This window comes from Priestia sp. TRN 1309 (genome assembly GCF_050846875.1).
Classification (GTDB): Bacteria; Bacillota; Bacilli; order Bacillales; family Bacillaceae_H; genus Priestia; species Priestia zanthoxyli.
Window position 1 is genome coordinate 152883 of sequence record NZ_JBOZGM010000003.1, and the last position, 22075, is coordinate 174957.

The 22075-nt window shown below is 40.0% G+C and carries 22 protein-coding genes and 2 riboswitches; of the genes, 6 read left to right on the forward strand and 16 right to left on the reverse strand.

The genetic code is table 11. From position 1 onward, the window contains the following. Positions 1-10 precede the first annotated feature (10 nt). The 4 genes from ACRPLQ_RS13080 to ACRPLQ_RS13095 all read right to left on the reverse strand — a co-directional run bounded on the left by ACRPLQ_RS13080 (position 11) and on the right by ACRPLQ_RS13095 (position 4043). Complete coding sequence (locus tag ACRPLQ_RS13080) at positions 11-649, reverse strand: methylthioribulose 1-phosphate dehydratase (protein WP_028414166.1); 639 nt, start codon at positions 647-649, stop codon at positions 11-13. Beyond that, on the reverse strand, positions 646-1311 hold the full coding sequence (locus tag ACRPLQ_RS13085; RefSeq protein WP_165635661.1) for a 2-hydroxy-3-keto-5-methylthiopentenyl-1-phosphate phosphatase: 666 nt from the start codon (positions 1309-1311) through the stop codon (positions 646-648). Before ACRPLQ_RS13085 ends, ACRPLQ_RS13080 begins: the two co-directional genes overlap by 4 nt. Then, positions 1308-2552: a 2,3-diketo-5-methylthiopentyl-1-phosphate enolase gene (gene mtnW / locus ACRPLQ_RS13090; RefSeq protein ID WP_033578371.1), complete on the reverse strand. Its 1245-nt coding sequence runs from the start codon at positions 2550-2552 to the stop codon at positions 1308-1310. Before mtnW ends, ACRPLQ_RS13085 begins: the two co-directional genes overlap by 4 nt. An 81-nt stretch (positions 2553-2633) precedes the next feature. Continuing rightward, positions 2634-2740: riboswitch (SAM riboswitch) on the reverse strand. 130 nt (positions 2741-2870) lie between these two features. Next, positions 2871-4043, reverse strand: a complete 1173-nt coding sequence (locus ACRPLQ_RS13095) for a pyridoxal phosphate-dependent aminotransferase (protein WP_028414169.1) — start codon at positions 4041-4043, stop codon at positions 2871-2873. Positions 4044-4155: 112 nt separating this feature from the next. Here ACRPLQ_RS13095 and ACRPLQ_RS13100 point away from each other — a divergent pair, with 112 nt between their 5' ends. The 5 genes from ACRPLQ_RS13100 (at position 4156) to ACRPLQ_RS13120 (ending at position 8186) form a co-directional block, all read left to right on the forward strand. After that, positions 4156-4938: a carbon-nitrogen family hydrolase gene (locus ACRPLQ_RS13100; RefSeq protein WP_034263980.1), complete on the forward strand. Its 783-nt coding sequence runs from the start codon at positions 4156-4158 to the stop codon at positions 4936-4938. A gap of 91 nt (positions 4939-5029) precedes the next feature. Continuing rightward, positions 5030-5181: riboswitch (SAM riboswitch) on the forward strand. Between the two features lie 135 nt (positions 5182-5316). Then, the gene (mtnK, locus tag ACRPLQ_RS13105) at positions 5317-6489 is read left to right on the forward strand and encodes an S-methyl-5-thioribose kinase (protein WP_028414171.1); all 1173 of its coding nucleotides are present in this window, start codon (positions 5317-5319) and stop codon (positions 6487-6489) included. 35 nt (positions 6490-6524) lie between these two features. Continuing rightward, positions 6525-7583: an S-methyl-5-thioribose-1-phosphate isomerase gene (mtnA, locus tag ACRPLQ_RS13110; RefSeq protein WP_432236041.1), complete on the forward strand. Its 1059-nt coding sequence runs from the start codon at positions 6525-6527 to the stop codon at positions 7581-7583. A gap of 124 nt (positions 7584-7707) precedes the next feature. Continuing rightward, entirely contained in the window at positions 7708-7947 is a 240-nt protein-coding gene (locus ACRPLQ_RS13115; protein WP_154991552.1) for a hypothetical protein, read from the forward strand. Positions 7948-8021: 74 nt separating this feature from the next. Continuing rightward, positions 8022-8186 carry a hypothetical protein gene (locus ACRPLQ_RS13120; protein WP_014461081.1) on the forward strand — a complete coding sequence of 55 codons (165 nt, stop codon included), beginning with the start codon at positions 8022-8024 and terminating at the stop codon, positions 8184-8186. Here the strand turns inward: ACRPLQ_RS13120 and ACRPLQ_RS13125 are convergent, their stop codons facing one another. From ACRPLQ_RS13125 to ACRPLQ_RS13160, 8 genes are all read right to left on the reverse strand, one after another. Next, positions 8187-8690, reverse strand: a complete 504-nt coding sequence (locus ACRPLQ_RS13125; RefSeq protein ID WP_028414173.1) for a methylated-DNA--[protein]-cysteine S-methyltransferase — start codon at positions 8688-8690, stop codon at positions 8187-8189. 19 nt (positions 8691-8709) lie between these two features. Continuing rightward, entirely contained in the window at positions 8710-10890 is a 2181-nt protein-coding gene (locus tag ACRPLQ_RS13130) for a PAS domain S-box protein (protein WP_432236042.1), read from the reverse strand. A gap of 261 nt (positions 10891-11151) precedes the next feature. Then, entirely contained in the window at positions 11152-11865 is a 714-nt protein-coding gene (locus ACRPLQ_RS13135; RefSeq protein WP_098112664.1) for a LutC/YkgG family protein, read from the reverse strand. Then, positions 11843-13282 carry a LutB/LldF family L-lactate oxidation iron-sulfur protein gene (locus tag ACRPLQ_RS13140; RefSeq protein ID WP_014461085.1) on the reverse strand — a complete coding sequence of 480 codons (1440 nt, stop codon included), beginning with the start codon at positions 13280-13282 and terminating at the stop codon, positions 11843-11845. Before ACRPLQ_RS13140 ends, ACRPLQ_RS13135 begins: the two co-directional genes overlap by 23 nt. Before the next feature lie 17 nt (positions 13283-13299). Then, positions 13300-14019, reverse strand: a complete 720-nt coding sequence (locus tag ACRPLQ_RS13145) for a (Fe-S)-binding protein (protein ID WP_028414177.1) — start codon at positions 14017-14019, stop codon at positions 13300-13302. Positions 14020-14301: 282 nt separating this feature from the next. Continuing rightward, positions 14302-15132 (reverse strand): ammonia-dependent NAD(+) synthetase, encoded by an 831-nt coding sequence (gene nadE / locus ACRPLQ_RS13150; protein ID WP_028414178.1) that lies wholly within the window; start codon positions 15130-15132, stop codon positions 14302-14304. 35 nt (positions 15133-15167) lie between these two features. After that, positions 15168-16688 (reverse strand): nicotinate phosphoribosyltransferase, encoded by a 1521-nt coding sequence (locus ACRPLQ_RS13155; RefSeq protein ID WP_047751413.1) that lies wholly within the window; start codon positions 16686-16688, stop codon positions 15168-15170. 138 nt (positions 16689-16826) lie between these two features. Beyond that, positions 16827-17546 (reverse strand): FadR/GntR family transcriptional regulator, encoded by a 720-nt coding sequence (locus tag ACRPLQ_RS13160; protein ID WP_028414180.1) that lies wholly within the window; start codon positions 17544-17546, stop codon positions 16827-16829. A 193-nt stretch (positions 17547-17739) separates the two neighbouring features. Between ACRPLQ_RS13160 and ACRPLQ_RS13165 the strand changes: the two genes are divergently transcribed. Further along, positions 17740-19509: a B12-binding domain-containing radical SAM protein gene (locus ACRPLQ_RS13165; RefSeq protein WP_028414181.1), complete on the forward strand. Its 1770-nt coding sequence runs from the start codon at positions 17740-17742 to the stop codon at positions 19507-19509. Positions 19510-19536: 27 nt separating this feature from the next. On the opposite strand, the gene ACRPLQ_RS13170 is transcribed toward ACRPLQ_RS13165, so the two are convergent. The 4 genes from ACRPLQ_RS13170 to ACRPLQ_RS13185 all read right to left on the reverse strand — a co-directional run bounded on the left by ACRPLQ_RS13170 (position 19537) and on the right by ACRPLQ_RS13185 (position 22023). After that, positions 19537-19710 carry a hypothetical protein gene (locus ACRPLQ_RS13170; RefSeq protein WP_014461091.1) on the reverse strand — a complete coding sequence of 58 codons (174 nt, stop codon included), beginning with the start codon at positions 19708-19710 and terminating at the stop codon, positions 19537-19539. A gap of 2 nt (positions 19711-19712) precedes the next feature. Further along, positions 19713-19871, reverse strand: coding sequence for a hypothetical protein (locus tag ACRPLQ_RS13175; protein ID WP_025749458.1), 159 nt, complete (start codon positions 19869-19871; stop codon positions 19713-19715). A 364-nt stretch (positions 19872-20235) separates the two neighbouring features. Further along, the gene (locus ACRPLQ_RS13180; RefSeq protein WP_165635658.1) at positions 20236-21591 is read right to left on the reverse strand and encodes a TrkH family potassium uptake protein; all 1356 of its coding nucleotides are present in this window, start codon (positions 21589-21591) and stop codon (positions 20236-20238) included. Positions 21592-21834: 243 nt separating this feature from the next. After that, the gene (locus ACRPLQ_RS13185) at positions 21835-22023 is read right to left on the reverse strand and encodes a hypothetical protein (RefSeq protein ID WP_081732889.1); all 189 of its coding nucleotides are present in this window, start codon (positions 22021-22023) and stop codon (positions 21835-21837) included. Between the last annotated feature and the right edge of the window lie 52 nt (positions 22024-22075).

Sequence of the window (22075 nt, forward strand, 5' to 3'; positions counted from 1 at the left end):
TTTCCTCCTTTTATAAATGCACCTTTGGCTTAATGCCTTTAAGTGATAGTAATTTCACATGGTAGCTAAATAGAAATTCATAGGCTTCTAGCGCTTTTTTTGTTTCAAACGCATTTTTCCCCCATACCGTAATCCCGTGGTTACGAATTAAAATCGCGCCTTGATCGCCTTTTATATGGTGAGAAAATTCTTCTGCTAGTGTCGGAATATCCGCGTAATTCGGAATAATCGGAACAGTAATTTCCGCATCTTCCTCCCAAATACCCAGTGCCTTAATAATTTCTTGGCCTTTGAATGAAATAAACCCTTCATCTCCGTACAGTTCAGAGATCACGTTGTTGTCGATTGTATGTACATGAAGGCTGCACCCAGCATTCGTTGACTCGTAAATCTTAACGTGTAAAAGCGTTTCAGCAGAAGGCTTTAAATGCGTTTCTTCTGCAGGCTTCCCGTATTGATCAACTAACAAAAAGTCTTCATTTGTGCGTTTTCTTTTATCTTTTCCACTTGCTGATACAAAGAAAGTTGTCGGATTTTGATCCACTTTAATCGCTAAGTTTCCGCTTGTACCGAAGAACCAATCGCGCTCTGCCAACTCATCTTTTATATCTGCAAGCTCGTGTAATCTTTGCTGAGCCATAATACTCATGCTTTCACCTCTTCTGTTAATTCTTGTAAATGGTGAATCACATCATAAAAAGTAGAAAAAGGACGATACGGTAGAGATAGCTCTTCGCATTTTTTAATTAAAAAGTCACGCGCAATGACAGTGTCAGCTAATTTGGCAGCCTGCAAATCTGTAATTGAATCGCCAATAACAACCGTATGATCTTTTTCATCTGCAAGATGGCGAATAATCGTTGGCTTACAGCAGCCGCAGTCATTTGTACACTGTTTATCACATGTATGAGGCCACGTAATGGAAATATGCTCACCGGAAAAATCAGATCCGTTGCAGTAGAGCATTTCTTCTGCAATTCGATTTCCCAAAAGCGGTTTTACAAAAAAGTCAATTCCTCCGCTTACAATATAAAGCGGAATATGATGCTCTTTTGTATAGGCAATAAAATCATCAAATCCATCTCGAATAGCAGACGTCTCTAAAATATAAGAAATAATATCTTCCTTTAATTCCACGGGAAGCAAGGCAAACATTTGCCCTACTCCTTCTTGAATGGAGACGCGCTGTGCTAGCACGTCGTCTTTAATACTTTCCCACTCCGGAGGAGCAAATTGTTTCATAATAGCAATAATGTTATCGCTATTTGTGATTGTTCCATCAAAGTCACAAAAGATTTTTAACGATGTCATGCTTTCACCTCTACTGTTCCCCATAGTTGCAAAGCTTTTTGCAACTCTTTTGATTCTTCCGCTTTTTCGGCTAGTGTTTGATGAGAGAGTACTCCATCTATCGCCGCACGGAATGCTTTTCCTCCTCCGATAGCGCCGTCTGGATGACCGTGAACTCCGCCTCCTGCATTAATAATGCTGTCGATTCCAAAGTCCTTCACAAGCTGCGGTACCATCCCAGGATGAATTCCTGCTGAAGGAACCGGGAAAGTCTGCTTATATTTGTACACAGGACGCGTTAATTCGTAGGCAATGCCTGTCGTATCTTCAAGAGAAAGCGCTACGCTTCCGTATGGTGATGGAAACAGTGAGAAATCTGCTCCGGCTAAGCGCAATAGTTTTCCAAGCAGTAATGAATTTGAAAAACCGTAAAACTCTGATGGCGTAAGCGCTCCGCTAACAGCTGGGTGTGCCATAATCGGCAAGTTAATTTCATCATCTTCTCGAAGTGCCTGCAGTACGTCTAACCCGTAAGCAAATACGTTGAATAAAAGAGCATCGGCTCCTAGCTCAGCTGCTTTTCTCGCTTTTTCTTTTAATTCAAACGTTCGTCCCGTTAAATTAACAGCATACAGCGTGCGGTGTCCCGTTTTTTCGTATACGTCATTCAGTACTTTTTTTCCTTCTGTAACGCGAGTTTCAAAAGGTGTTCGTTCACTATCAAACAAAATCTCGTCGTCTTTAACCAAATCCACTCCGCCAAGCGCTTGCTCACGCAGCTGAGTTGTTAAGTACGTCATGTCTCTTCCAATCACGCCTTTAAAAATACTCATCACAAGCGGACGGTCATAAACGCCTAGTTTCTCTCGTATACCTTCTATTCCAAAGCGCGGTCCTGGGAATTCAGCTAATAATTCATCAGGAAAATCCAAGTCTAATAATTTCACTTTTCCATCAAGTGATAGTTTTCCGAAAACCGTAACTAAAATAGCCGGTAAATCTCTTGAAAAGTTGGCAGTAGGATAAGCAATTTTGACAATAGCCTGCTTAACCTCTCCGCCTAAATATCCGTTAACACGTTCGCAGTCTTGAAGCTCAGTTACGGATACGACGCGCCCTTTATGCTTTTGAAGCTGCTGTTGATCTAAAAGCGGCAGATCTGTCCATGAGCCGACGGTTAGTCCTAAAGCGATTCCTTCCGCTTTTTTATGAAAATTTCCTTTATTGTCATGTAGTAAGTAGCTTGCAACGATTTCACTCATTATGCTAAAAACTCCCTTGCTGTTTAATATCGTTAATAAAAAAAAACCTCTTCTGTGATTAAGAAGAGGCTTTCGTTGCTCTTCTTATCTCTCAGCTGCTGCTGCAAGAATTAGCACCGTGCTTAACATGCGTTAAGTCGGTTGCCGGGCTTCATCGGGCTAGTCCCTCCACCTACTCTTAATAAGAAAGTTGCTATTTATTTAAATTGAATTCGTAGATTATATACTAAATAAAAAATACCGCTAGGATTTATCGGTTATTAATCTCGTTAACTTCTTACATATTAAGCCAACTCAAAAAGGATTGTCAATGCGTTTTTAAAATAAATTTAATTTTTTTATTCGAGATACAGCTTCTCTCATGCGCTCTTCATCCGTCAGCAGTCCTACGCGCACATAGCCTTCACCATATGTTCCGAAGCCTACTCCAGGTGCCACTACAACGTGGGCTTTTTCAAGAAGTAAATCTGAAAATTGTTCAGAAGTATATCCTTTAGGAACTTTTAGCCATGCAAAAAAGGAACCCGCTGGAGATGTAACGTCCCAACCAATTTCTTGAAGCCCTTGAATAAAGGTATTGCGTCTAGATTCATAGCGCTTAACTAAATCATTCACACATTGTTGAGATTCTAACAGAGCTGCCGCTGCTGCCTCTTGAACCGCCCCAAAGAGGCTGACATACATATGATCTTGAAGAAGATTAATAGCTTCTACTACACTTTCATTTCCTACAGCAAATCCAACTCGCCATCCCGCCATGTTATACGTTTTAGAAAGAGTATAAATTTCAATTCCCGTCTCTTTTGCACCAGGAGTCTGTAAAAAGCTGATTGGCTTTTTACCATCAAATCCAATGGCTCCGTAGGCAAAGTCGTGTACGACACAAATATCGTGCTTGGCAGCAAACGCCACGGTGTCTTCAAAAAATTCTGCCGTTGCCACTGCACCGGTAGGATTATTCGGATAGTTTAAAAACATGAGCTTTGCCTGTTCTTTAGCACGTTCACCTATCTCTTCGTATACGGGCAGAAAATGATTTTCAGCCGTGAGCGGCATCACTTCCATCTTTGCTTTTGCAAGCTCTACTCCAGACCAGTAATCAGGATATCCAGGATCCGGAACCAGCACCGTATCTCCAGGGTTTAATAAGCACTGCGGGATTTCAACAAGTCCACCCTTCCCGCCAAACAAAATAGCTACTTCTTTTTCAGGATCCACATCAACGCCATATTCTCGTTTATAAAAAGTCGCAACGGCCTCTTTCAAAAACTGGTGCCCCCGAAATGGAGAATATTTATGATGCATAGGATTAGCACTTGCTTTTTGGAGTGTTTCTACAATATGTGAAGGAGTAGGCTGATCAGGATTTCCCTGCCCTAAGTTAATAACGTCGTGCCCTTGGGCCATTACTTTTCCTACCTTGCCTACAAGTGATGCAAAAAATTGTTTTGGTAAACTTTTTAATAGTTCCGATTGCTCAAATTGTTTCATCATCGCACACCTTCTCAAAAAATTCTTGAAATTCTAGTCACAAATAATATATTGTAATACTCAACTTGTAAAGTCATTTTTTTCAACTACTAAAAAAAGGACGGATGATAAAGTGAGTGTAAAAATCACGTGTTTGCAGCTTGATATTGCGTTTGGAAACCCAACTAAAAACCGAAAATATATTCAACAAAAAATGACGGAAGCTCTAAAAGAAAACCCTGACATCCTTGTGCTTCCTGAGCTATGGGATACAGCTTATGATTTGACGCGGCTAGACGAAATTGCCGATGATGAAGGACAGCAGGCCAAGCAATTAATCTCTCAATTTGCTAAAACGAACGAAGTAAATATTGTGGCAGGTTCGATCGCGAAAAAAACAGAGCAAGGCGTCACAAATACGATGTATATTTTCGACCGAAAAGGTCGTGAAGTGTCACAATACAGTAAGCTGCACTTATTTAAATTAATGGATGAGCACCTCTATCTAGAAGCAGGAACAGCAAAAAATCTTTTTACACTTGAACAGTCTTTATGCGCAGGAGTTATTTGTTACGATATTCGTTTTCCAGAATGGATTCGCGTGCATACTAGCAGCGGAGCAGAAGTCTTATTTGTTGTTGCTCAGTGGCCGGCTCCAAGACTTGCCCATTGGAAAGCACTGCTCATTAGCCGCGCAATCGAAAATCAATGCTATGTAATCGCGTGTAATCGTGTAGGCCAAGATCCTAATAACATATTTGCCGGACATTCCTTAGTCATCGATCCGTGGGGAGAAATAATCGCTGAAGCTGGCGATAGCGAAGAACTTTTAAGTGCCGACGTTAACCTGGAACTTGTAAAAGAAATTCGTAAACAAATTCCTGTCTTTACAGATCGCCGCACAGAATTTTATTAATTATGTATTGACAGCCGTTTTTTTGCATGATACGATTTTCACCAGATAACATAAAATTTTCAAACAAATCAAAATTGAATAAGTAATCGTACTCTTATCAAGAGTTGGCTGAGGGATTTGGCCCTGTGAAGCCCAGCAACCGACCGTCATTCCATCCTAAGATGGATCACACCCGTAAAACATGTTTTTACAAAGGCACGGTGCTAATTCCAACAGAAAGTAATTCTTTCTGGCAGATAAGAGGTTTGAACACTACAATCAAGCCTCTTTCCAACGAAAGAGGCTTTTATATTTTCTAAAATTATAAAAGCCTCCATACATTCTTAAACCTATTAACTTAGTAAACAAATCAGTTTAATAAACTATGGAGGGATTCTAATGTCAACAACAAAAACAGAGAAGTATCAGCCTTTAACAGAAATTTCAGCAATCAAACTTGTGAAAAAGCTAGGTCTCTTTGATGCCACAGAAGCACTGACTGCCCGTGAAATCGGTGATGGCAACTTAAATCTCGTCTTTCACATCATAAATGATCAAACGAATAAATCCATTATCGTCAAACAAGCACTTCCTTATGCAAAAGTTGTAGGCGAGAGCTGGCCTCTATCCTTGAACCGTGCCACGATTGAAAGCAATGCGCTCAAGCAATTCGGTGCATTTACCCCTGAACTCGTACCAGCTGTGTATTACCACGATGAAACGCTTGCTGTTACGGTCATGGAAGATCTGTCTCATTTAACGATTTCCCGCGCCGGACTTATTCAAGGAGAAAGTTATCCCCTGCTTTCACAGCATATCGGTTCTTTTCTAGGACATATTGCATTCAAAACGTCGGATTTTGCCTTAAAGCCTCAGGATAAAAAAGAAGAAGTCGTCAAGTACAGCAATCCGGACTTATGCAATATTACGGAAGATTTAGTTTTTACAGATCCTTTTTTTGATATCGATACAAATGAATTTGAAGAAGCGCTGCGTCCTGATGTAGAAGAATTGTGGAACGATGGAGATGTAAAGTTACAAGCAGCAAAATTAAAATATAAATTTTTAACAAATGCCCAAACGCTAATTCACGGTGATTTACATACAGGAAGCATATTTGCTAGCAGTCAAGAAACGAAAGTGATTGATCCAGAGTTTGCTTTTTACGGTCCGTTTGGATTCGATTTAGGCCAATTTGTTGCAAATTTATTTTTAAATGCTCTTTCTCGAAAAACAGATCGCGAACCGTTATTTGCACACATTACGAACACATGGAACGTATTTAAAGATACCTTTACTGCGCTTTGGCATTCTGAAAACACTGAACCTTTCGCTAAAGATGAGCGCTTGTTACATGAAATTTTAACGCAAACGTGGCAAGATGCTGTTGGATATGCAGGGTGTGAAATCATTCGACGTACGATTGGCTTAGCTCACGTGGCGGACTTAGACGAAATTTCTTCAGAGGAAAGAAAAATTAACGCTAAACGTACTGCGTTAAAAATTGGACGCTATTTACTTCTGCACCAACAAGACGTTTCACCAAATGAATTTGAACATTTACTTCGATAACGAATAATGTACACAATGAAAGGATCGGTATCAGCATGACAAATACACTATCACTTCCGCGCTCAGTGGAATGGAATGAATCATATATTACTTTATTAGATCAGCAGCAGCTTCCTGGCAAAGTTGAATATATTAAGCTGCAAACCATTAAAGACGTATGGGATGCTATCACTACCTTGAAAGTACGCGGAGCCCCTGCAATTGGCATTACGGCGGCTTTTGGTCTTGCTCTTTCTGCGCTTAGCTATGACACGGATTCAGTCAAGGAATTTAACAAAAAGCTAGCTCTAGATCAACAGTATTTAGCTAGTTCACGCCCGACTGCCGTCAATTTATTTTGGGCATTGGACCGCGTAGCGAAAAGCGCTGAATCCGCTTCGTCCGTTAATGAAGCTAAAACAAAAGTTGTTCATGAAGCGATTCAAATTCAAGTAGAAGATGAAGAAACGTGCTACCGAATTGGAGATCATGCCCTTTCTTTATTTAAAAAGAAAGATAAAATCATGACAATATGTAATGCTGGTTCAATTGCTACAGCTTATTATGGAACAGCATTAGCACCTTTTCACTTGTCTAAGCAGCGCGATATTCCGCTTGAAGTATTTGCTTGTGAAACAAGACCCGTTCTTCAAGGTTCTCGCTTAACAGCATGGGAACTTCAGCAGTCGGGAGTAGACGTTACGCTGATTACGGATAATATGGCTGCTCATACCATTAAAACAAAAGGAATTAATGGGATCATTGTAGGTGCTGACCGCATTGCATCAAATGGCGATACGGCTAACAAAATTGGAACGTATGGACTTGCTCTTTTAGCGAAAGCATTCGGTATTCCATTTTACGTAGCAGCGCCGCAGTCCACATTTGATTTATCTATTCAAGACGGAAGCAGCATCCCTATTGAAGAACGTTCGACTAAAGAAGTAACGCACATTGGAGATACGCAAATTGCTCCAGACGGAATCTCTGTGTACAATCCAGCTTTTGATGTGACGCCAAGCGAACTGATTACGGCCATTATTACAGAGCATGGAGTTATCCATTCCCCGTCTTTTGAATCCATTCAAAAAGTTTTGCTGCAATCTGCTCAATAACAAGAGGCTGGGACAAAAGTATTTTAGCCCCACTGCAAAACGAACCACTAATCAACATGTTGATTAGTGGTTCGTTTTTTTGTGATGGTAAATATCGTTTTATCTGTTTCGTTCCTTCTAGCAGTTGATTGGAGGGCAAGGTGAAGACTCCTGCGGGAAAAACGGAAGGGGTGAGACCCCGCAGGAGCGCAAGCGACGAGGAGGCTCAGCGGCCGCCCGCGGAAAGCGAAGTCTTGCACGGAAATCAACTGCGGTGTCACAAGCGGTTCAGTTCATCTATACGAGTTGTTCATCTTTAGATGACATTGATTTTGTTATGTCTCAACCTTTTTTATTAAACAGCGCTTTTTGGCTGCATTTGTAACACAATTGTAACAGTACTCTCTGCTTTTTCTACATATATTATAGGGGATTCTTTTTGAATAAGGAGGAGTAAAAATGAGTGCAGAGCAAAAAACGGATAAAAACAAAGCGTTAAATCGCAAGCAGCAATATCAGCTATTCGATTTATCCAAAGATGAAGAACTAAATTCCCTCCCTTCTCCTCAGCAAATTGACGGTGTTTTTGTGCAGGGAGAAGGCTGGAAATTAGACGGTGAATAGTTATTTTAACTCCAGAGCGCCTTTTGCTACATTTCTTTCAAGCATTAATAGTTTTTCTTTTATATGAGTTTGGGAACCTGCATAACCTGTTAAAGCTCCATTTTTACCAATAACACGGTGACAAGGTAAAATAATAGGCAGTGGATTTCGACGATTCGCTTGTCCCACAGCCCTTACGGCTTTAGAGCGATTAACAGACTCCGCTACATCACTATAAGACCACGTTTGTCCATAAGGTATACCTTTAAGCGTTAACCACACTTCTTTTTGAAAGTCTGTTCCTTTTATATCCAAAGGCACATCAAATGTTAGCGTGCGCCCTTCAGCATAATCCTGAAGCTGCCGCTTCGCTTCTTTCACAAGGTGATAATTCTCGTCATGGACAAGTTTTTTAAGCTGCTCGTTGTGATCATCGCTATCAAACCAAATATGTTGAACCCCTTTTTCCGAGGCTACAATATAAATTTTCAAATCAGAAAATAAGTTCATTTCTCCATAGTACATACTCGCTTATCCTTTCTGTTTAGGCTGGAAGAATAACACGGAAAGCCGTTCCTTCTCCTATTTTGCTTTCCACTTCAATTCGCCCTTTATGTTCTTCGATAATTTTATATGAGACCATCAAACCAAGCCCCGTTCCTTTTTCTTTTGTCGTATAAAATGGTTCCCCTAAGCGCTTGATGCGCTCTTCGGGCATTCCGTCTCCTTGATCTCGAATGGAGACCGTCACGTAGTGCGGCTCTGTAGAATAGACTTCAACAAAAATTCTTCCCCCGTTTGACGTAACTTCAATTGCGTTTTTAATTACATTTATTAGTACTTGTTTAATTTGGTTCGGCTCGCAGTATACCATTGGCAGCTGAGGGGACACACTTAGTTCAAACTGAATATTTTCTAAAAGCGCTTGAGCATTTAATAAATCAATCGTTTCTTTAACAACCGCAGCTAGATTTTTCTTTTCGAACTTTACGGCCTGTGGCTTAGCGAGTACTAGAAACTCTGTAATAATGGTTTCGATTCTTTTTAATTCGGATTTAATAATATCAAAATAAAGAGAGTGATCTTCTTGAATGCTGCTTTCTAGCAGCTGAACAAACCCTTTTAAAGCCGTCATCGGGTTGCGGATTTCATGCGCAATCCCAGCTGCTAACTGTCCGACTACTTGAAGCGTATCCGATTTCCGAATCTGCTCCTGCATTTGATTTCGTTCCGTTACGTCTCTTAAAAGCGTCATATATAGACCTGGCAAGATATCTTTTTTCGTAGAGAATTCGATGTTTTTAACTTTTTCGTTCCCCGTAACGTACGTAATCTCTCCTTCAGCTTCCCCTTTTTCCTCAATTGTTTCTTTATGCTCAATGACCGCATCTAAATTCGCTGAAGAAATAAAATCCTCCATGGAATGCGCACAAATCTCCTCTTTGCTGAGTTCGAGAATATCACAAAGAGAAGAATTCACATCAATAATATTTCGCTTGCCGTCCCATAAAACTAACCCATCGATCGAACCATTAAAAATCTGTCTGAATTTCTCTTCGTTATTCCGAAGCTCTTGTTCGATTTTTGTACGTTCACTAATGTTTCGAAAAATGGTTAAATGGTCTCCTTCTATAATGCCTTTTTTCCCTGTGAATTCCAACTGTTTGATTTCTCCATTTGGCATGTAAAAAGGAAGCTGATTGCGAATTTCTCCTTCTTTTTGAAATGTTTGCAGCATTTTTAATGCACTAAAGCTTTGCTTATCGATAAACGTATACAAATTACTTCCAATCAATTTGTTCAACGGCAGCTCGAAAGTACGGGACGAAGCAAGATTAGCGTTTAAGATTTCCCCATCGTCTTTCCAAATCAAAATGGCTTCAATCGCATTTTCAAAAATAGCCCTGAAATTTTTTTCGCTTCTCAACAGCTGCTGCTCCATCAGCCGTTTTTCCGTCACGTCTCTCATAATGGACATATAGTATTGACTGTATATATTAGCCGTTGTGGTAAATTCAAAAAAAGTAACGTCTCCATTTTCGAGCTTAATCGGCAGCTCGCCGCTTGTCTTTCCTTCTTGATGCAGAGTTCTCCATAATTTTTTCACTTTATAATGATAAGTAGGTTCTACAAGCTCCTCTAACGTTTTAGTTAAAAGCTGTGCTCTTGTATAATTTAATCGCTCGCAAAATGAAGGGTTCGCATCGATAAGCTGACCAGTTCGATCAAAAATAACAATTCCATCTACCGCTTCATTAAATACATCCATAAACATATGATGACTAATAAACCTTTCATTTTCCATCATCTTGTGCTGCGTAATATCTCGAAATGTACACACAATAATGCCCGACATGTGACTATGTTTGTGTGAAGTAAATTCAACATGTTTCATCATGCCGCTTTGAAGCGTCATCGCGCCTTCATATTTGAAATAGCTTTCTTCTAAAAGCGCTGGATAGTACGCTTCAATCATGTCATACGGAAAATACATCAGAAAATCTTTCATTTGATACGTTAATAGCTCATCCTTTGTTTTTTCAAACAGCCCGCAGGCTGATTCATTGGCATTTATAACTTGAAAATACTCATCAAATACGACAATGGCATCTAATACGTCATTAAAAATAGCTCGTAGCTGCTCTAATTCACCTTGCTGCTTTTGCGCAGCTTCAGATGTTAATTCTCTGTGTGGTGACATGCTCATTGCTCCTTTCTTTTGCACTTCCCATTTCCCCACCTTTTATCTATAGACTTAGTATTCTACAAGATTTGCTTTTTACCTTTTTAAAATTAGTCACGTTTATTCAAAATGCGACATTTCTTCACATTCTCCCGTTATTTAAAAAAGGAGCATGAATAAAAGAGGCTGGGACATAACAAAATGAAACCTATGCTCAACATAACAAAGAAAACGAACCGTGAATCAACATGTTTGATTCACGGTTCGTTTTTCACTTCGGCTAAAATACGTTTTCCCAAGCCTCTATCGATCATTCACTACAATATAAGTGGCTTGAATAGGTCCATGCACGCCAACGACTAGATTCATTTCAATATCAGCTGAATTGCTCGGTCCCGTAATAAAGTTAATGCAAGAAGCAATCGTTTCTCCTCGCTCTACTTTTTCATGAATCATTTCAGCAGCTTGTGTCATGCGAGGGACAATGGAGCTTTGAGGAATGATCGCAATATAAGTGGCCGGCAGCAAACTGACCGATCGTCCTTTTGCACCGCTGCTGAACAAAACAACTGTGCCGGATTCCGCTAGCGTCAAATCACTGAATGTGATGCCTACATTTGCTTGTTCAGCTAGTTTAATATTCTCATCGCCTTTTGCAGAATTCCATACATGAAGGCTACTGCTTGTTTCCCATTTCTCCATCAGCAGATTCAATCCATATTCGGAAAACCTAGGATCATCCCACGTGCTCACAAGACCATTTCCATAGTTCGCTACGGCTTCTTCAAGGACAGCTGGCAAGTGTTGTGATGATGTTTCTACATAGCGAGTATGAATACGTTCGCAATGGTTTTCAAGCTCTTTCTTTAATTGATCTGGCGAATAGCTGCGGTAGACCTCATGCTGAGGAGCATGCTTCCATTGGGGCTTTACTACGCCGCTTGTTCGCCTGCTTCGCTTAAGATTAGCTGCAATATTGTCTAAAAAACTGTCTCTATTTTGAATGCTTCCGTTCATCATCATCACTCCTTTTATCAAACCAATCTCGTAAGCGCTCTTTTGTAGGCGCCGGAAACTCTCTGCTTTCCGTCCACGCTTTTAATGGACCAGGCCCTTTGGAAATACTGCTTCCTGACATAAAAGGAGTAAGAGCTGCCGGTGCTACTTTAGCGCCCACTGTATATAGAGAAGAAGAAGCGGCTCCCAAGCCAAATGCTTTCATCGCCAGCTTTTCCGAAATAGGTGCTTTTCCTTCTTTCTCGACAATTCGCTGACGGTGCTTGTGTAATAGCTCATGCAGCGGAATTTTGACCGGACAGGCATCCGTACAGGCTGCGCATAGAGTTGAAGCATATGGAAGCTCTTTGTAGTCTTCATAGCCTCCAAGCAAAGGGGATAATACAGCTCCAATCGGACCTGAATAAATAGATCCATATGAATGCCCTCCAATATGGCGATACACGGGACATACATTCACACATGCCGCACAGCGAATACACTGTAAAACAGATTGAAACTCAGTTCCTAAAATCGCAGATCGTCCGTTATCTACAATCACTAGGTGAAATTCTTCCGGTCCGTCTACTTCTCCTGGAAGTCTAGGTCCTGTAAGCGCTGTTACGTAACTTGTAAGCCGCTGACCTACTGCACTTCTAGTTAACAGGCTTACCAACACTTCAAACTCTTCAAACGTTGGCACAATTCGTTCCATTCCCATAACCGTAATTTGCGTTTTAGGAAGGGCCGTTGTTAACCTTGCATTTCCTTCATTGGTTACAAGTGAAATAGACCCAGATTCTGCAATCGCAAAATTACATCCCGTGATGCCAATATCAGCTGATAAAAATTCTTTTCGCAGCATTTCCCGGGCGTGAAGAGCTAGTTCTTCAGGTTTTTCTGTTTTTTTATAAGAAAGCTTTTGTTGAAATACATCTCTAATTTGTTCTTTATTTTTATGAAGTGCAGGAGCTACGATATGAGAAGGCGGATCGTGATCATCTACTTGCAGGATATATTCTCCTAAATCCGTTTCAATAACTTCACAGCCCAGTTCTTCTAAAGCAGCGTTCATATGAATTTCTTCTGTAACCATTGACTTGGATTTAACGACTTTCTTTGCCTGCTTTTGCCTCGCTACATTTTTTATGTACTCATTCGCTTCTTCAGCTGTTTGAGCGAAAAAAACGTGGCCTCCGCGTTTAGCTACATTATCCGTGAGCTGCTCTAAATAGTAATCTAAATTTTCAAGCGTATGCTGACGAATTTCTTCGCCAAGCGCTCTCCATTCTTCCCAGTTCCCTAATTCTTCCGCCGCATCTAATCTACGGCTTCTTAAGCGCTCTTGAGCACCTGAAACCGCAAAGCGCATAAACGCATTATTGACTCCGTCATCGACGCGTTTTTTAAACTGATCGTTTCCTATTTTCATAGACATTCGGTATTCTCCTTTCTTTACATTCTGCTATTTAACACTTCAGCGATATGCATCACTTTTACAGGCTGTCCTTTTCGTTCAATTCTTCCTCCAATATTCATAAGACAGCCGCAGTCAGCTCCAATTAAGTACTCCGCGTTTGTTTTAGCTATACAGCCCACTTTTTCATCGACCATTTGTTCAGAGATTTGCCCCATCTTAACCGAAAACGTCCCGCCAAATCCGCAGCAGTTATGACTGTTTTCAAGATTCTCCATTTCAAGACCCTTTACATTGTTTAATAGTGTAAAAGGTTCTTTTTTTACGTTTAGCAAACGCGTCATATGACAGGAAGAATGATAAGTGGCTTTCCCATTTAAGCTGGCTCCCACGTCTTCTACTTTTAAAACGTTTACAATAAAATCCGTTAGCTCATACGTTTTATCAGCAAGCTTCACGGCAGACTCATGCCATGCAGCATCACCTTTAAAAAGATGAGGATACTCTTTAAACATTGTCACACACGAGCCTGATGGAGATACAACGTACTCTGCATGCTCAAACGCTTTTATCATATTTTTCATTGCTTCTTTTGATTCTTTTACGTAACCGCTGTTATACGCAGGCTGCCCGCAGCATACTTGACTCTTTGGAAAATCCACTTCGCATCCTAATCGTTCTAACAATTCTACCGTCGCTTTTCCTACATTTGTTTGAAACATATCAATCAAACATGTGGCAAATAAAGATACTTTCATCATTTGCTCCCTCCAAGCTGATCATTTTACTTCTTTTAGTTAACAGGTCATCAGATGACTTAATGCTATTATACTCCTATGTTTTTCTAATTTCACTAGTTTTTCAAAAATACATTTCTTTGTTTGATATTTTCCCCACAAAATAATAAGAAATTGAGACACGTGAAACCTACGTTTGCCCTATTATTAAAAAAATCCGAACGAATTTGATTCTCCATCAAGAATCAAAACCGTTCGGATCTTCCTTCAACTAAACTACGTTTGTCTCAGCTTCTTACTTATTTATTTCCAAAAATCATCAAACACTGTGATTGGCAATTGGCGTTTATGCTGCGTTTTTAAGAAGTGACCTTCAATGACGTTACTTGCATGTTCACCTACATCTTTTCCTTCTAAATAATCGTCGATTTGCTCATACGTTACGCCAAGCGCTTCTTCATCCGGAAGCTGTGGACGATCTTCTTCCAAATCAGCCGTTGGTTTTTTCATATATAGATGCTCGGGACAGCCTAATTCTTTTAGCATTTGTTTCCCTTGTCGCTTGTTTAGACGGAAGATAGGCACTAAGTCAGCTCCTCCGTCACCAAATTTTGTATAAAATCCTGTAACAGCTTCAGCGGAGTGATCCGTTCCAAGTACGACTCCACTGTACATGCCTGCTACCGTATATTGCGCAATCATTCGTTCACGTGCTTTTACATTTCCTTTGTTGAAGTCGGAAACTTTATCATCTGCCGCTTCTTCAACAGCAGAAAGCATCGCATCTACTGCTGGTTTTACATTAATAGAAATAGATTTTGTTGGTTGAATAAAAGCAAGTGCATCTTGACAGTCTGCTTCATCTGCCTGCACACCGTATGGAAGACGAACAGCAATAAACTGATAGCGCTCTTCTTCGGCTTCTTCATTCAACTCATTAACCGCTAGCTGCGCCAGCTTTCCAGTTAACGTAGAATCTTGGCCGCCGGAAATACCTAGTACAAACGAACGTAAAAAAGGATATTTGTTCATGTAGGATTTCAGAAAATCAACGCTGCGGCGAATTTCTTCCGCGGGATTAATTTCTTTTTGCACATGCATTTCTTCAATAATTTGCTTTTGTAGCTCTTTCATAAAAAAACTCTCCTCTCATTACTAGCTGACGGAATCTACACAAGTACGGTATCAGATAGTAACTTGCTTCTAGTCTCTTCGATATTTTGCATTTTGTTATCCCAGCAGTTTGTACTTAAGTCTACTGGATACTCTGTAGGACGAAATACATCTTCGTTCGATTTTGTAATAACTTTGTAGTCATCCCATAGATGCTTTAAGTTTTGTAAGCAGTAGGCTCTCATTTCTTCAATGGTAGGCTGCTCATACACAAGCTTTCCCTGTGCAAAGATTGGCTGGTGAATTTTACGTGCGTTAAAGTTCGTGACAAACTTGCTGACGTGCGTATGAATAGGATGAAACATTTTTAAATGCTCCTCTTCATTCGGCACTTCGTCTTGCATCGTAATATAATCGCCTTCCCATTTGTGATTCACTTGATTTACAATTCGATATACTTCTTTTAGACCAGGAGTTGAAATTTTCTCTGGATTTTCTGACAGCTTAATCGTATCCACCATGTTTCCATGATCATCTTCAATAGAAACCAGCTTGTACACCGCTCCTAGCGCCGGCTGATCAAAGGACGTCATGAGCTTTGTTCCAACTCCCCATCCATCAATTTTGGCACCTTGCGCTTTCAAATCTAGAATGCTGTACTCATCAAGGTCATTCGAAGCGAAAATTTTCACATCATGATAGCCCGCTTCATCAAGCATTTTTCTTGCCTCTTGAGAAAGATATGGAAGTCTTCCGCTGTCTAATCGAATACCGATAAAATTAATTCGTTCTCCCATTTCTTTTGCTACTTTAATAGCATTTGGAATACCTGATTTTAACGTATTATATGTATCTACTAAAAAGATACAGTTACGGTGTGATTCGGCATATTTTTTAAACGCACTATATTCATCACGATAGACTTGAACAAGCGCGTGGGCGTGAGTGCCGGACACAGGAATTCCAAACACTTTTCCCGCTCTTACATTACTGGTTGCGTCAAAGCCTCCAATATAAGCAGCTCTTGCCCCGTAAAAAGCAGCATCCAGCTCATGTGCTCTTCTTGAACCAAATTCCATAAGCTGATTTGTACCCGTATGTTCATATAAATTATCTTCTCCCGCGGCTAAGCGAATACGCGATGCTTTTGTGGCAATCAGCGGATGGAAATTTAAAATATTTAAAAGCGGCGTTTCAATAAGCTGCGCTTCTGCTAAAGGAGCGTCAATTTGCAGCATCGGTTCATTAGCAAAAATCATTTCGCCTTCTACGACCGAACGAATATTACCGCTAAATCGAACCTGTTTTAGATAGTCGATAAACTCCGCTTCATAATGTAATTCTTCATATAAATAATCTAAGTCCGTTTCGCTAAATCTGAAATTAGCAATAAAATCAATTACTCTTTCTAGCCCGGCAAACACCGCATAACCGCTTTCAAACGGCATCCGACGAAAGTAAGCTTCAAATACAGAACGACGTTTATGAATCTGGTCTTGAAAATACGTATGCGCCATATTCAGCTCGTATAGATCTGTATGCAAAGCTAGACTATCATCTCTATATTGCTTTTTCATACTTTGTAACCCTCCATTTGACAATCCTAGTTTCTATTATGTAAATCTTTTCACAATAGAGCAAGCATAAATTATCGGAAGGTGCTTGAATTTTAGTTTTTCTGTTGTTTAGAGCGCACTTTTCTGCCTGAAATGGCGTTATTTTTCTTCCGGTATGTATTTCATTAGTACATGTTCAACATTATCAAGGTGACTCATCATAAAGTGCTGAGCATCTTCTGCATGCTGAGAAAGAATAGCTTCATAAATTTGCTGATGCTCTTTATAAATCCGTTCAGCCGTTTTCTCTTCTGCATAAAGCCAGATGCGTCTTGTCTCTTTCATCGTTTCAATCATCATTTCTGATACGTTATTCATAAGCTTCACTAAAAGAGGGTTTTGTGAGGCTTTGGCAATGGCTAAATGAAAAGCAAAATCTGCTTTCTCTCCCAGTTCTTCATTGCCAAACGCTCCTTTCATTTGTTCCAGACTATTAGACAGCTGTTTAAGGTCCGCATCCGTTCTCTTTTGAGCTGCCGCTCGAACAGCTCCAATTTCTAATACTTTTCTCACTTCAAGCAAATGCTCAATATCGTTTTTATTCATTAATACAGCGCTAGTTACAGGCAAAGACAGCATATCTGAGTTAAATTCGCGTACAAATGTGCCTTCTCCTTGCTTCATCTCCAGAAGCCCCATCGCCCGCAAAGCGCTAAGAGCTTCACGAATAGCTGAGCGTCCTACCTGAAAGTTTTCCGCCAGCTGCTGCACTGAATCCAAACGGTCTCCAGGCTTCAAGCTGCCTTCTTTTATATTCTCAAGAAGCGTTTCGGCTACTTCTTCGTATATTTTTTTTGGCTTAATTCGCTTATATTCCACGTTTTCCACCTCATTTTTTTCGTTCACCAAGGTTCACATTAACCGAGACTCTTTCTTCTTTTACGTTTCTGTTACATTTTACCGAAATCTTTTCCCCGCCACAACAAAAGTGCAAAGGTATTTATACTTTATTTCTCAAATGTGCTAAAATAGTAAATTGATTTCATATTACGAGTTAAAAGGAGCTTTTTGAATGAACATTGTTGTCAGTACATTGAATGCGAAGTATATTCATACTTCTTTAGCCCTTCGATGTTTAAAAGCCTATGCCGAGCCTGACTATAAAGTGGATATGGCCGAATATACGATTAAAGATCCTGCTATGAACATTGTCACGGATTTATATAAACGCAACCCAGATATTATTGGTTTCAGCTGTTACATTTGGAATATTGAAGAAACGATTAAAGTCGCACAAATGCTTAAAAAGATCAATCCTGAGCTCATCATTATATTCGGTGGACCAGAAGTAACCTATGATGTAACTCACTGGTTAGAGCGTATTCCTGAAGCTGACTTTATCGCTATTGGTGAAGGTGAAGAAACATTCAAGCAGCTGTTAGATGAACTTCACGGCGAGCGTCAGTTTGAAAACGTAAGCGGCGTGGCTTTCCGAAAAGAAGGAAAACCAGTTGTTAACCCACAGCGCAATAAAATTGATCTGCGCGAAATGCCTTCTCCTTTCCGTTTTGAAGAAGACCGCCAAGAACTTTCAAAACGCGTTGTGTATATTGAAACAAGCCGCGGCTGTCCGTTTAGCTGTCAGTTCTGTCTCTCTTCTATTGAAGTAGGCGTTCGTTATTTCGACCGAGAAAAAGTAAAAGAAGATATTCGCTATTTGATGGATAACGGAGCCCGCACAATTAAGTTCGTAGACCGCACGTTCAACATCAGCCGCAGCTACGCCATGGAAATGTTCCAATTTTTAATTGATGAACATCGTGAAGGTACCGTATTTCAGTTTGAAATTACTGCCGATATTATGCGCCCAGAAGTTATTCAGTTCTTAAACGATAACGCGCCAAAAGGATTATTCCGCTTTGAAATTGGCGTTCAATCTACAAATGATGCCGTTAATGAGCTAGTCAAACGCAAACAAAACTTCAAAAAATTAACGCGTACCGTAACAATGGTAAAAGAAGGCGGAAAGATCGACCAGCATTTAGATTTAATCGCCGGACTGCCAGACGAAGATTACAACTCATTTAAAAATACGTTTAATGATGTATTTGCACTTCGTCCTGAAGAGCTTCAGCTAGGCTTTTTAAAAATGCTTCGCGGCACTGGCTTACGTTTAAGTGCGCCTCGCTATAATTATCAATACATGGATCAGTCGCCTTATGAAATTTTAAGCAATAACGTCTTGCCATTTTCAGATGTCGTACGCATCAAGCATGTAGAAGATATTTTAGAAAAGTTTTGGAATGACCACCGAATGGATGAAACGATCGAGTTTTTAGTAGAACACTGCTATGATACGCCTTTTGATTTTTTCCAAAACTTTGGGACGTATTGGGATGAAATGGGCTGGGTTCGAATCGGTCATCAGCTTGAAGATTTATTCAGACGCCTTAAACAGTATATTCAAACAGAAAGTTTTTCAAATGAAGAAGTAATTGAAGGGTTTATGAAAATTGATTATTTACAAAACCAAAAGCATAAGCCTCGTAAGCCTTGGTGGGACGATAAAGTAGAAAAACAAGTCCGCTCTCATTACTATCAGCAAATGCTTGCTAATCCTTCTATCATGGGACAGGCTTTTGAAGCTGAACAGCTTGCTGAAAAAGAATTATACAAGCACACTGTTTTAGAGATTCTTCCATTTGATTATATGTATTATAAACAAACAGGACAAATCAATGAACAACCATCTGTTCTTCTTGCTTATTATGATCAAAAAGCAAATGATACAAAACTTTATTCAGCACCTGTAGAAGCATTTGGTCTTCCAGTTGTAAGCTAAAACCTCGGATATCCGAGGTTTTTTTCTTTAGCATTCTTTTTTCTTTTCATGCTCTTTATCAGACTTTGTCTTTCCAAGGGATTCATATATTTTAGCTGCGTTCGGATCACCCATTTCCGTTCCAAACTCTTCTTGCAGTAATTGTTTTTGTTTTGCTTCGGTGCTCGCGATGTGCTTATTATTTTGTTTATGTTTGCTCATCGTTACTTACCTTGCTTTCCTTTTTTAGAATTGCGATTCGCGCCTTTAGCCGGCTCCTCGCCGCCAGCATATTCAGCAGCAAATTCTGCATCTGAAAGGCTCTCTTTTGGTGTATTGTTGTTAGTTAGTGCTGATTTGTACCCTACTTTACGCTTTGCCATCATCTATCCCTCCTATGCTTGGAAGTCCATTGAACTTCCTTTTCTTAGAATGCGCCTTTTGCTAAGCAATATAAGCAGAAAAAGCTGTAAAAAAGCGGTTGAAACATAACAAAATCACTTTACTCTAAATACGAACAACTAGGATAAATGCGTTGAACCGCTTGTGACACCGCTGTTGATTTCCGTGCAAGGCTTCGCTTTCCGCGGGCGGTCGATAAGCCTCGCCCTCCCATCAACAGCTAGAAGCAGCTACATGAAACCTACGTTCACCATCATAATAAAAAGATCCGAACGAGTTAGATTCTTAATCAAGAAACAAACTCGTTCGGATCTTCCAACTAACATATTTTTGTCCCAGCCTCTTTTATCCAATAATAATACGTTCTTTCGGATAGTGATAATCCGGTCCAGACGTTGGACGGCGAAGCATTAAAATGAATGAAAACATGCCAATTCGGCCAATGAACATTAAAATCATAATAACGCATTTACCGATATCAGAAAGGCCTCCTGTAATTCCCATTGATAAACCGGTTGTCCCAAAAGCTGAACACACTTCAAAAATAAGCTCAATGAGAGAAAAATGTTCTGTAACACTTAAAATAAGAAGAGAAATCGAGCAAATGATCACGGCTAACATCGACACGGCTACTGATTTGATAATGTCATCTTCATGAATTTCGCGGCGAAAGATTTTAATCGTCTTATTTCCTCTTACGTAATAAAACAGGAAAAGAATATTTAATGCAAACGTCGTCGTACGAATTCCTCCCCCTACTGAGCTCGGTGAAGCCCCGATAAACATCATCGCGCTCATCATAATTAACGTAGGAAGGGAAAACTCATTAATATTCATGGTCGCCACTCCTCCGCTCCTTGTGGCAGCGGATTGGAAAAACGCATAAAAAAACGATTCATCCCAAGACTTATCTGCTAAAAACCCTGAATGCTCTAGCACAAGAATTAAAATTGTTCCCCCTGCTAACAGCAGAAAAAACATAATGCTCGTCAGCTTCGTAAATAGAGAAAATTGAAATTTACGCTTCTCTTTAAACGTTAAAAAATAGTGCTTAATCTCAATTAATACAGGGAATCCAATCGCTCCAAGCGTAATTAAAATAACGGTTACCACTTGTACAAAATAATCGTGGGCGTAAGGAATAAATGAAGTTCCTGTAATATCGAAGCCGGCATTTGTTGTAGCGCTGACAGAAGCAAAGAAACCATGCAGAAACGCATCTGTCCAGCTCGAATAGTAACGGAGAAAATGTAATCCTAAAATAATGGCACCAACTAGTTCAATAGCAAAAATAATAAATAAAATATTTCTCATCAAGTCAACTAATCCTGATAAACGGGATTGGTTATGATCTGTCATAATGAGCTGACGTTCCTTTAAACCAATTTTTTTACCTAAAATCATCCAAATGAATGTACTGAGTGTCATCACACCAATACCACCGATTTGAAAGATAAAAGCGAGCAAAAAATAGCCCGTCGTACTAAATGTATCCGGAGTAGAAACAGGTGTCAGCCCTGTTACACTTACCGCACTAACGGCAATAAATAAGCGATCAATAAATGCTAACTTCACTCCCGGCTTTAAAGCTTCTGGAATACTAAGCAATAGAAATCCAAGCGTAACAGCCACTATGTAAAATGTAACAATAATTTGAGCTGAAGACATCTGCCTTACTCGTCGTTTCCATGGTTGCGGCATAATCTGACATTCCTTTTTTTGTTATAATACTAATAGTTTTCTTCTTTCTTCCCAAAGCATACTCATTGTTACATGGATCGCAATATCCATGTAAAAAATCCCATGTTCAAGAAGGTGACTACATTAGTATAAAAGAAGTCACCTCACTTGTCATTAGATATCATAAATCCAAGCAGCCGCATAAAGAACCTTCACTCAATATTGTCTGTTTATACAAAAAAACGAGGTCAAGACATAATTAAATTAATCTAATCTAAAGACAAATAAATGGGATACATGAGCTCGTATGGACACTTGAGACACCGCTGGTGATTTCCGTGCAAGACTTCGCTTTCCGCGGGCGGACGCTGAGCCTCCTCGTCGCTTACGCTCCTGCGGGGTCTCACCTGTTCCGCTTTTCCCGCAGGAGTCTTCGCCTTGCCCTCCAATCACCAGCTAGAAGCAACTGCATACTTGAAACCTGCGTTCACCATAACAAAAAACG

Excerpts from the sequence above, each read along its gene's own strand:
- ACRPLQ_RS13135 (WP_098112664.1), bottom strand. The coding sequence starts at position 11,865 with ATGAACGGAAGCATTCAAAATAGAGACAGTTTTTTAGACAATATTGCA.
- ACRPLQ_RS13180 (WP_165635658.1), bottom strand. The coding sequence starts at position 21,591 with ATGCCGCAACCATGGAAACGACGAGTAAGGCAGATGTCTTCAGCTCAA.
- ACRPLQ_RS13175 (WP_025749458.1), bottom strand. The coding sequence starts at position 19,871 with ATGGCAAAGCGTAAAGTAGGGTACAAATCAGCACTAACTAACAACAAT.
- ACRPLQ_RS13155 (WP_047751413.1), bottom strand. The coding sequence starts at position 16,688 with ATGAAAAAGCAATATAGAGATGATAGTCTAGCTTTGCATACAGATCTA.
- mtnK (WP_028414171.1), top strand. The coding sequence starts at position 5,317 with ATGTCAACAACAAAAACAGAGAAGTATCAGCCTTTAACAGAAATTTCA.
- ACRPLQ_RS13080 (WP_028414166.1), bottom strand. The coding sequence starts at position 649 with ATGAGTATTATGGCTCAGCAAAGATTACACGAGCTTGCAGATATAAAA.
- ACRPLQ_RS13170 (WP_014461091.1), bottom strand. The coding sequence starts at position 19,710 with ATGAGCAAACATAAACAAAATAATAAGCACATCGCGAGCACCGAAGCA.
- ACRPLQ_RS13085 (WP_165635661.1), bottom strand. The coding sequence starts at position 1,311 with ATGACATCGTTAAAAATCTTTTGTGACTTTGATGGAACAATCACAAAT.
- nadE (WP_028414178.1), bottom strand. The coding sequence starts at position 15,132 with ATGAAAGAGCTACAAAAGCAAATTATTGAAGAAATGCATGTGCAAAAA.
- mtnA (WP_432236041.1), top strand. The coding sequence starts at position 6,525 with ATGACAAATACACTATCACTTCCGCGCTCAGTGGAATGGAATGAATCA.
- ACRPLQ_RS13145 (WP_028414177.1), bottom strand. The coding sequence starts at position 14,019 with ATGAAAGTATCTTTATTTGCCACATGTTTGATTGATATGTTTCAAACA.
- ACRPLQ_RS13095 (WP_028414169.1), bottom strand. The coding sequence starts at position 4,043 with ATGAAACAATTTGAGCAATCGGAACTATTAAAAAGTTTACCAAAACAA.
- ACRPLQ_RS13165 (WP_028414181.1), top strand. The coding sequence starts at position 17,740 with ATGAACATTGTTGTCAGTACATTGAATGCGAAGTATATTCATACTTCT.
- mtnW (WP_033578371.1), bottom strand. The coding sequence starts at position 2,552 with ATGAGTGAAATCGTTGCAAGCTACTTACTACATGACAATAAAGGAAAT.
- ACRPLQ_RS13140 (WP_014461085.1), bottom strand. The coding sequence starts at position 13,282 with ATGTCTATGAAAATAGGAAACGATCAGTTTAAAAAACGCGTCGATGAC.
- ACRPLQ_RS13125 (WP_028414173.1), bottom strand. The coding sequence starts at position 8,690 with ATGTACTATGGAGAAATGAACTTATTTTCTGATTTGAAAATTTATATT.
- ACRPLQ_RS13120 (WP_014461081.1), top strand. The coding sequence starts at position 8,022 with ATGAGTGCAGAGCAAAAAACGGATAAAAACAAAGCGTTAAATCGCAAG.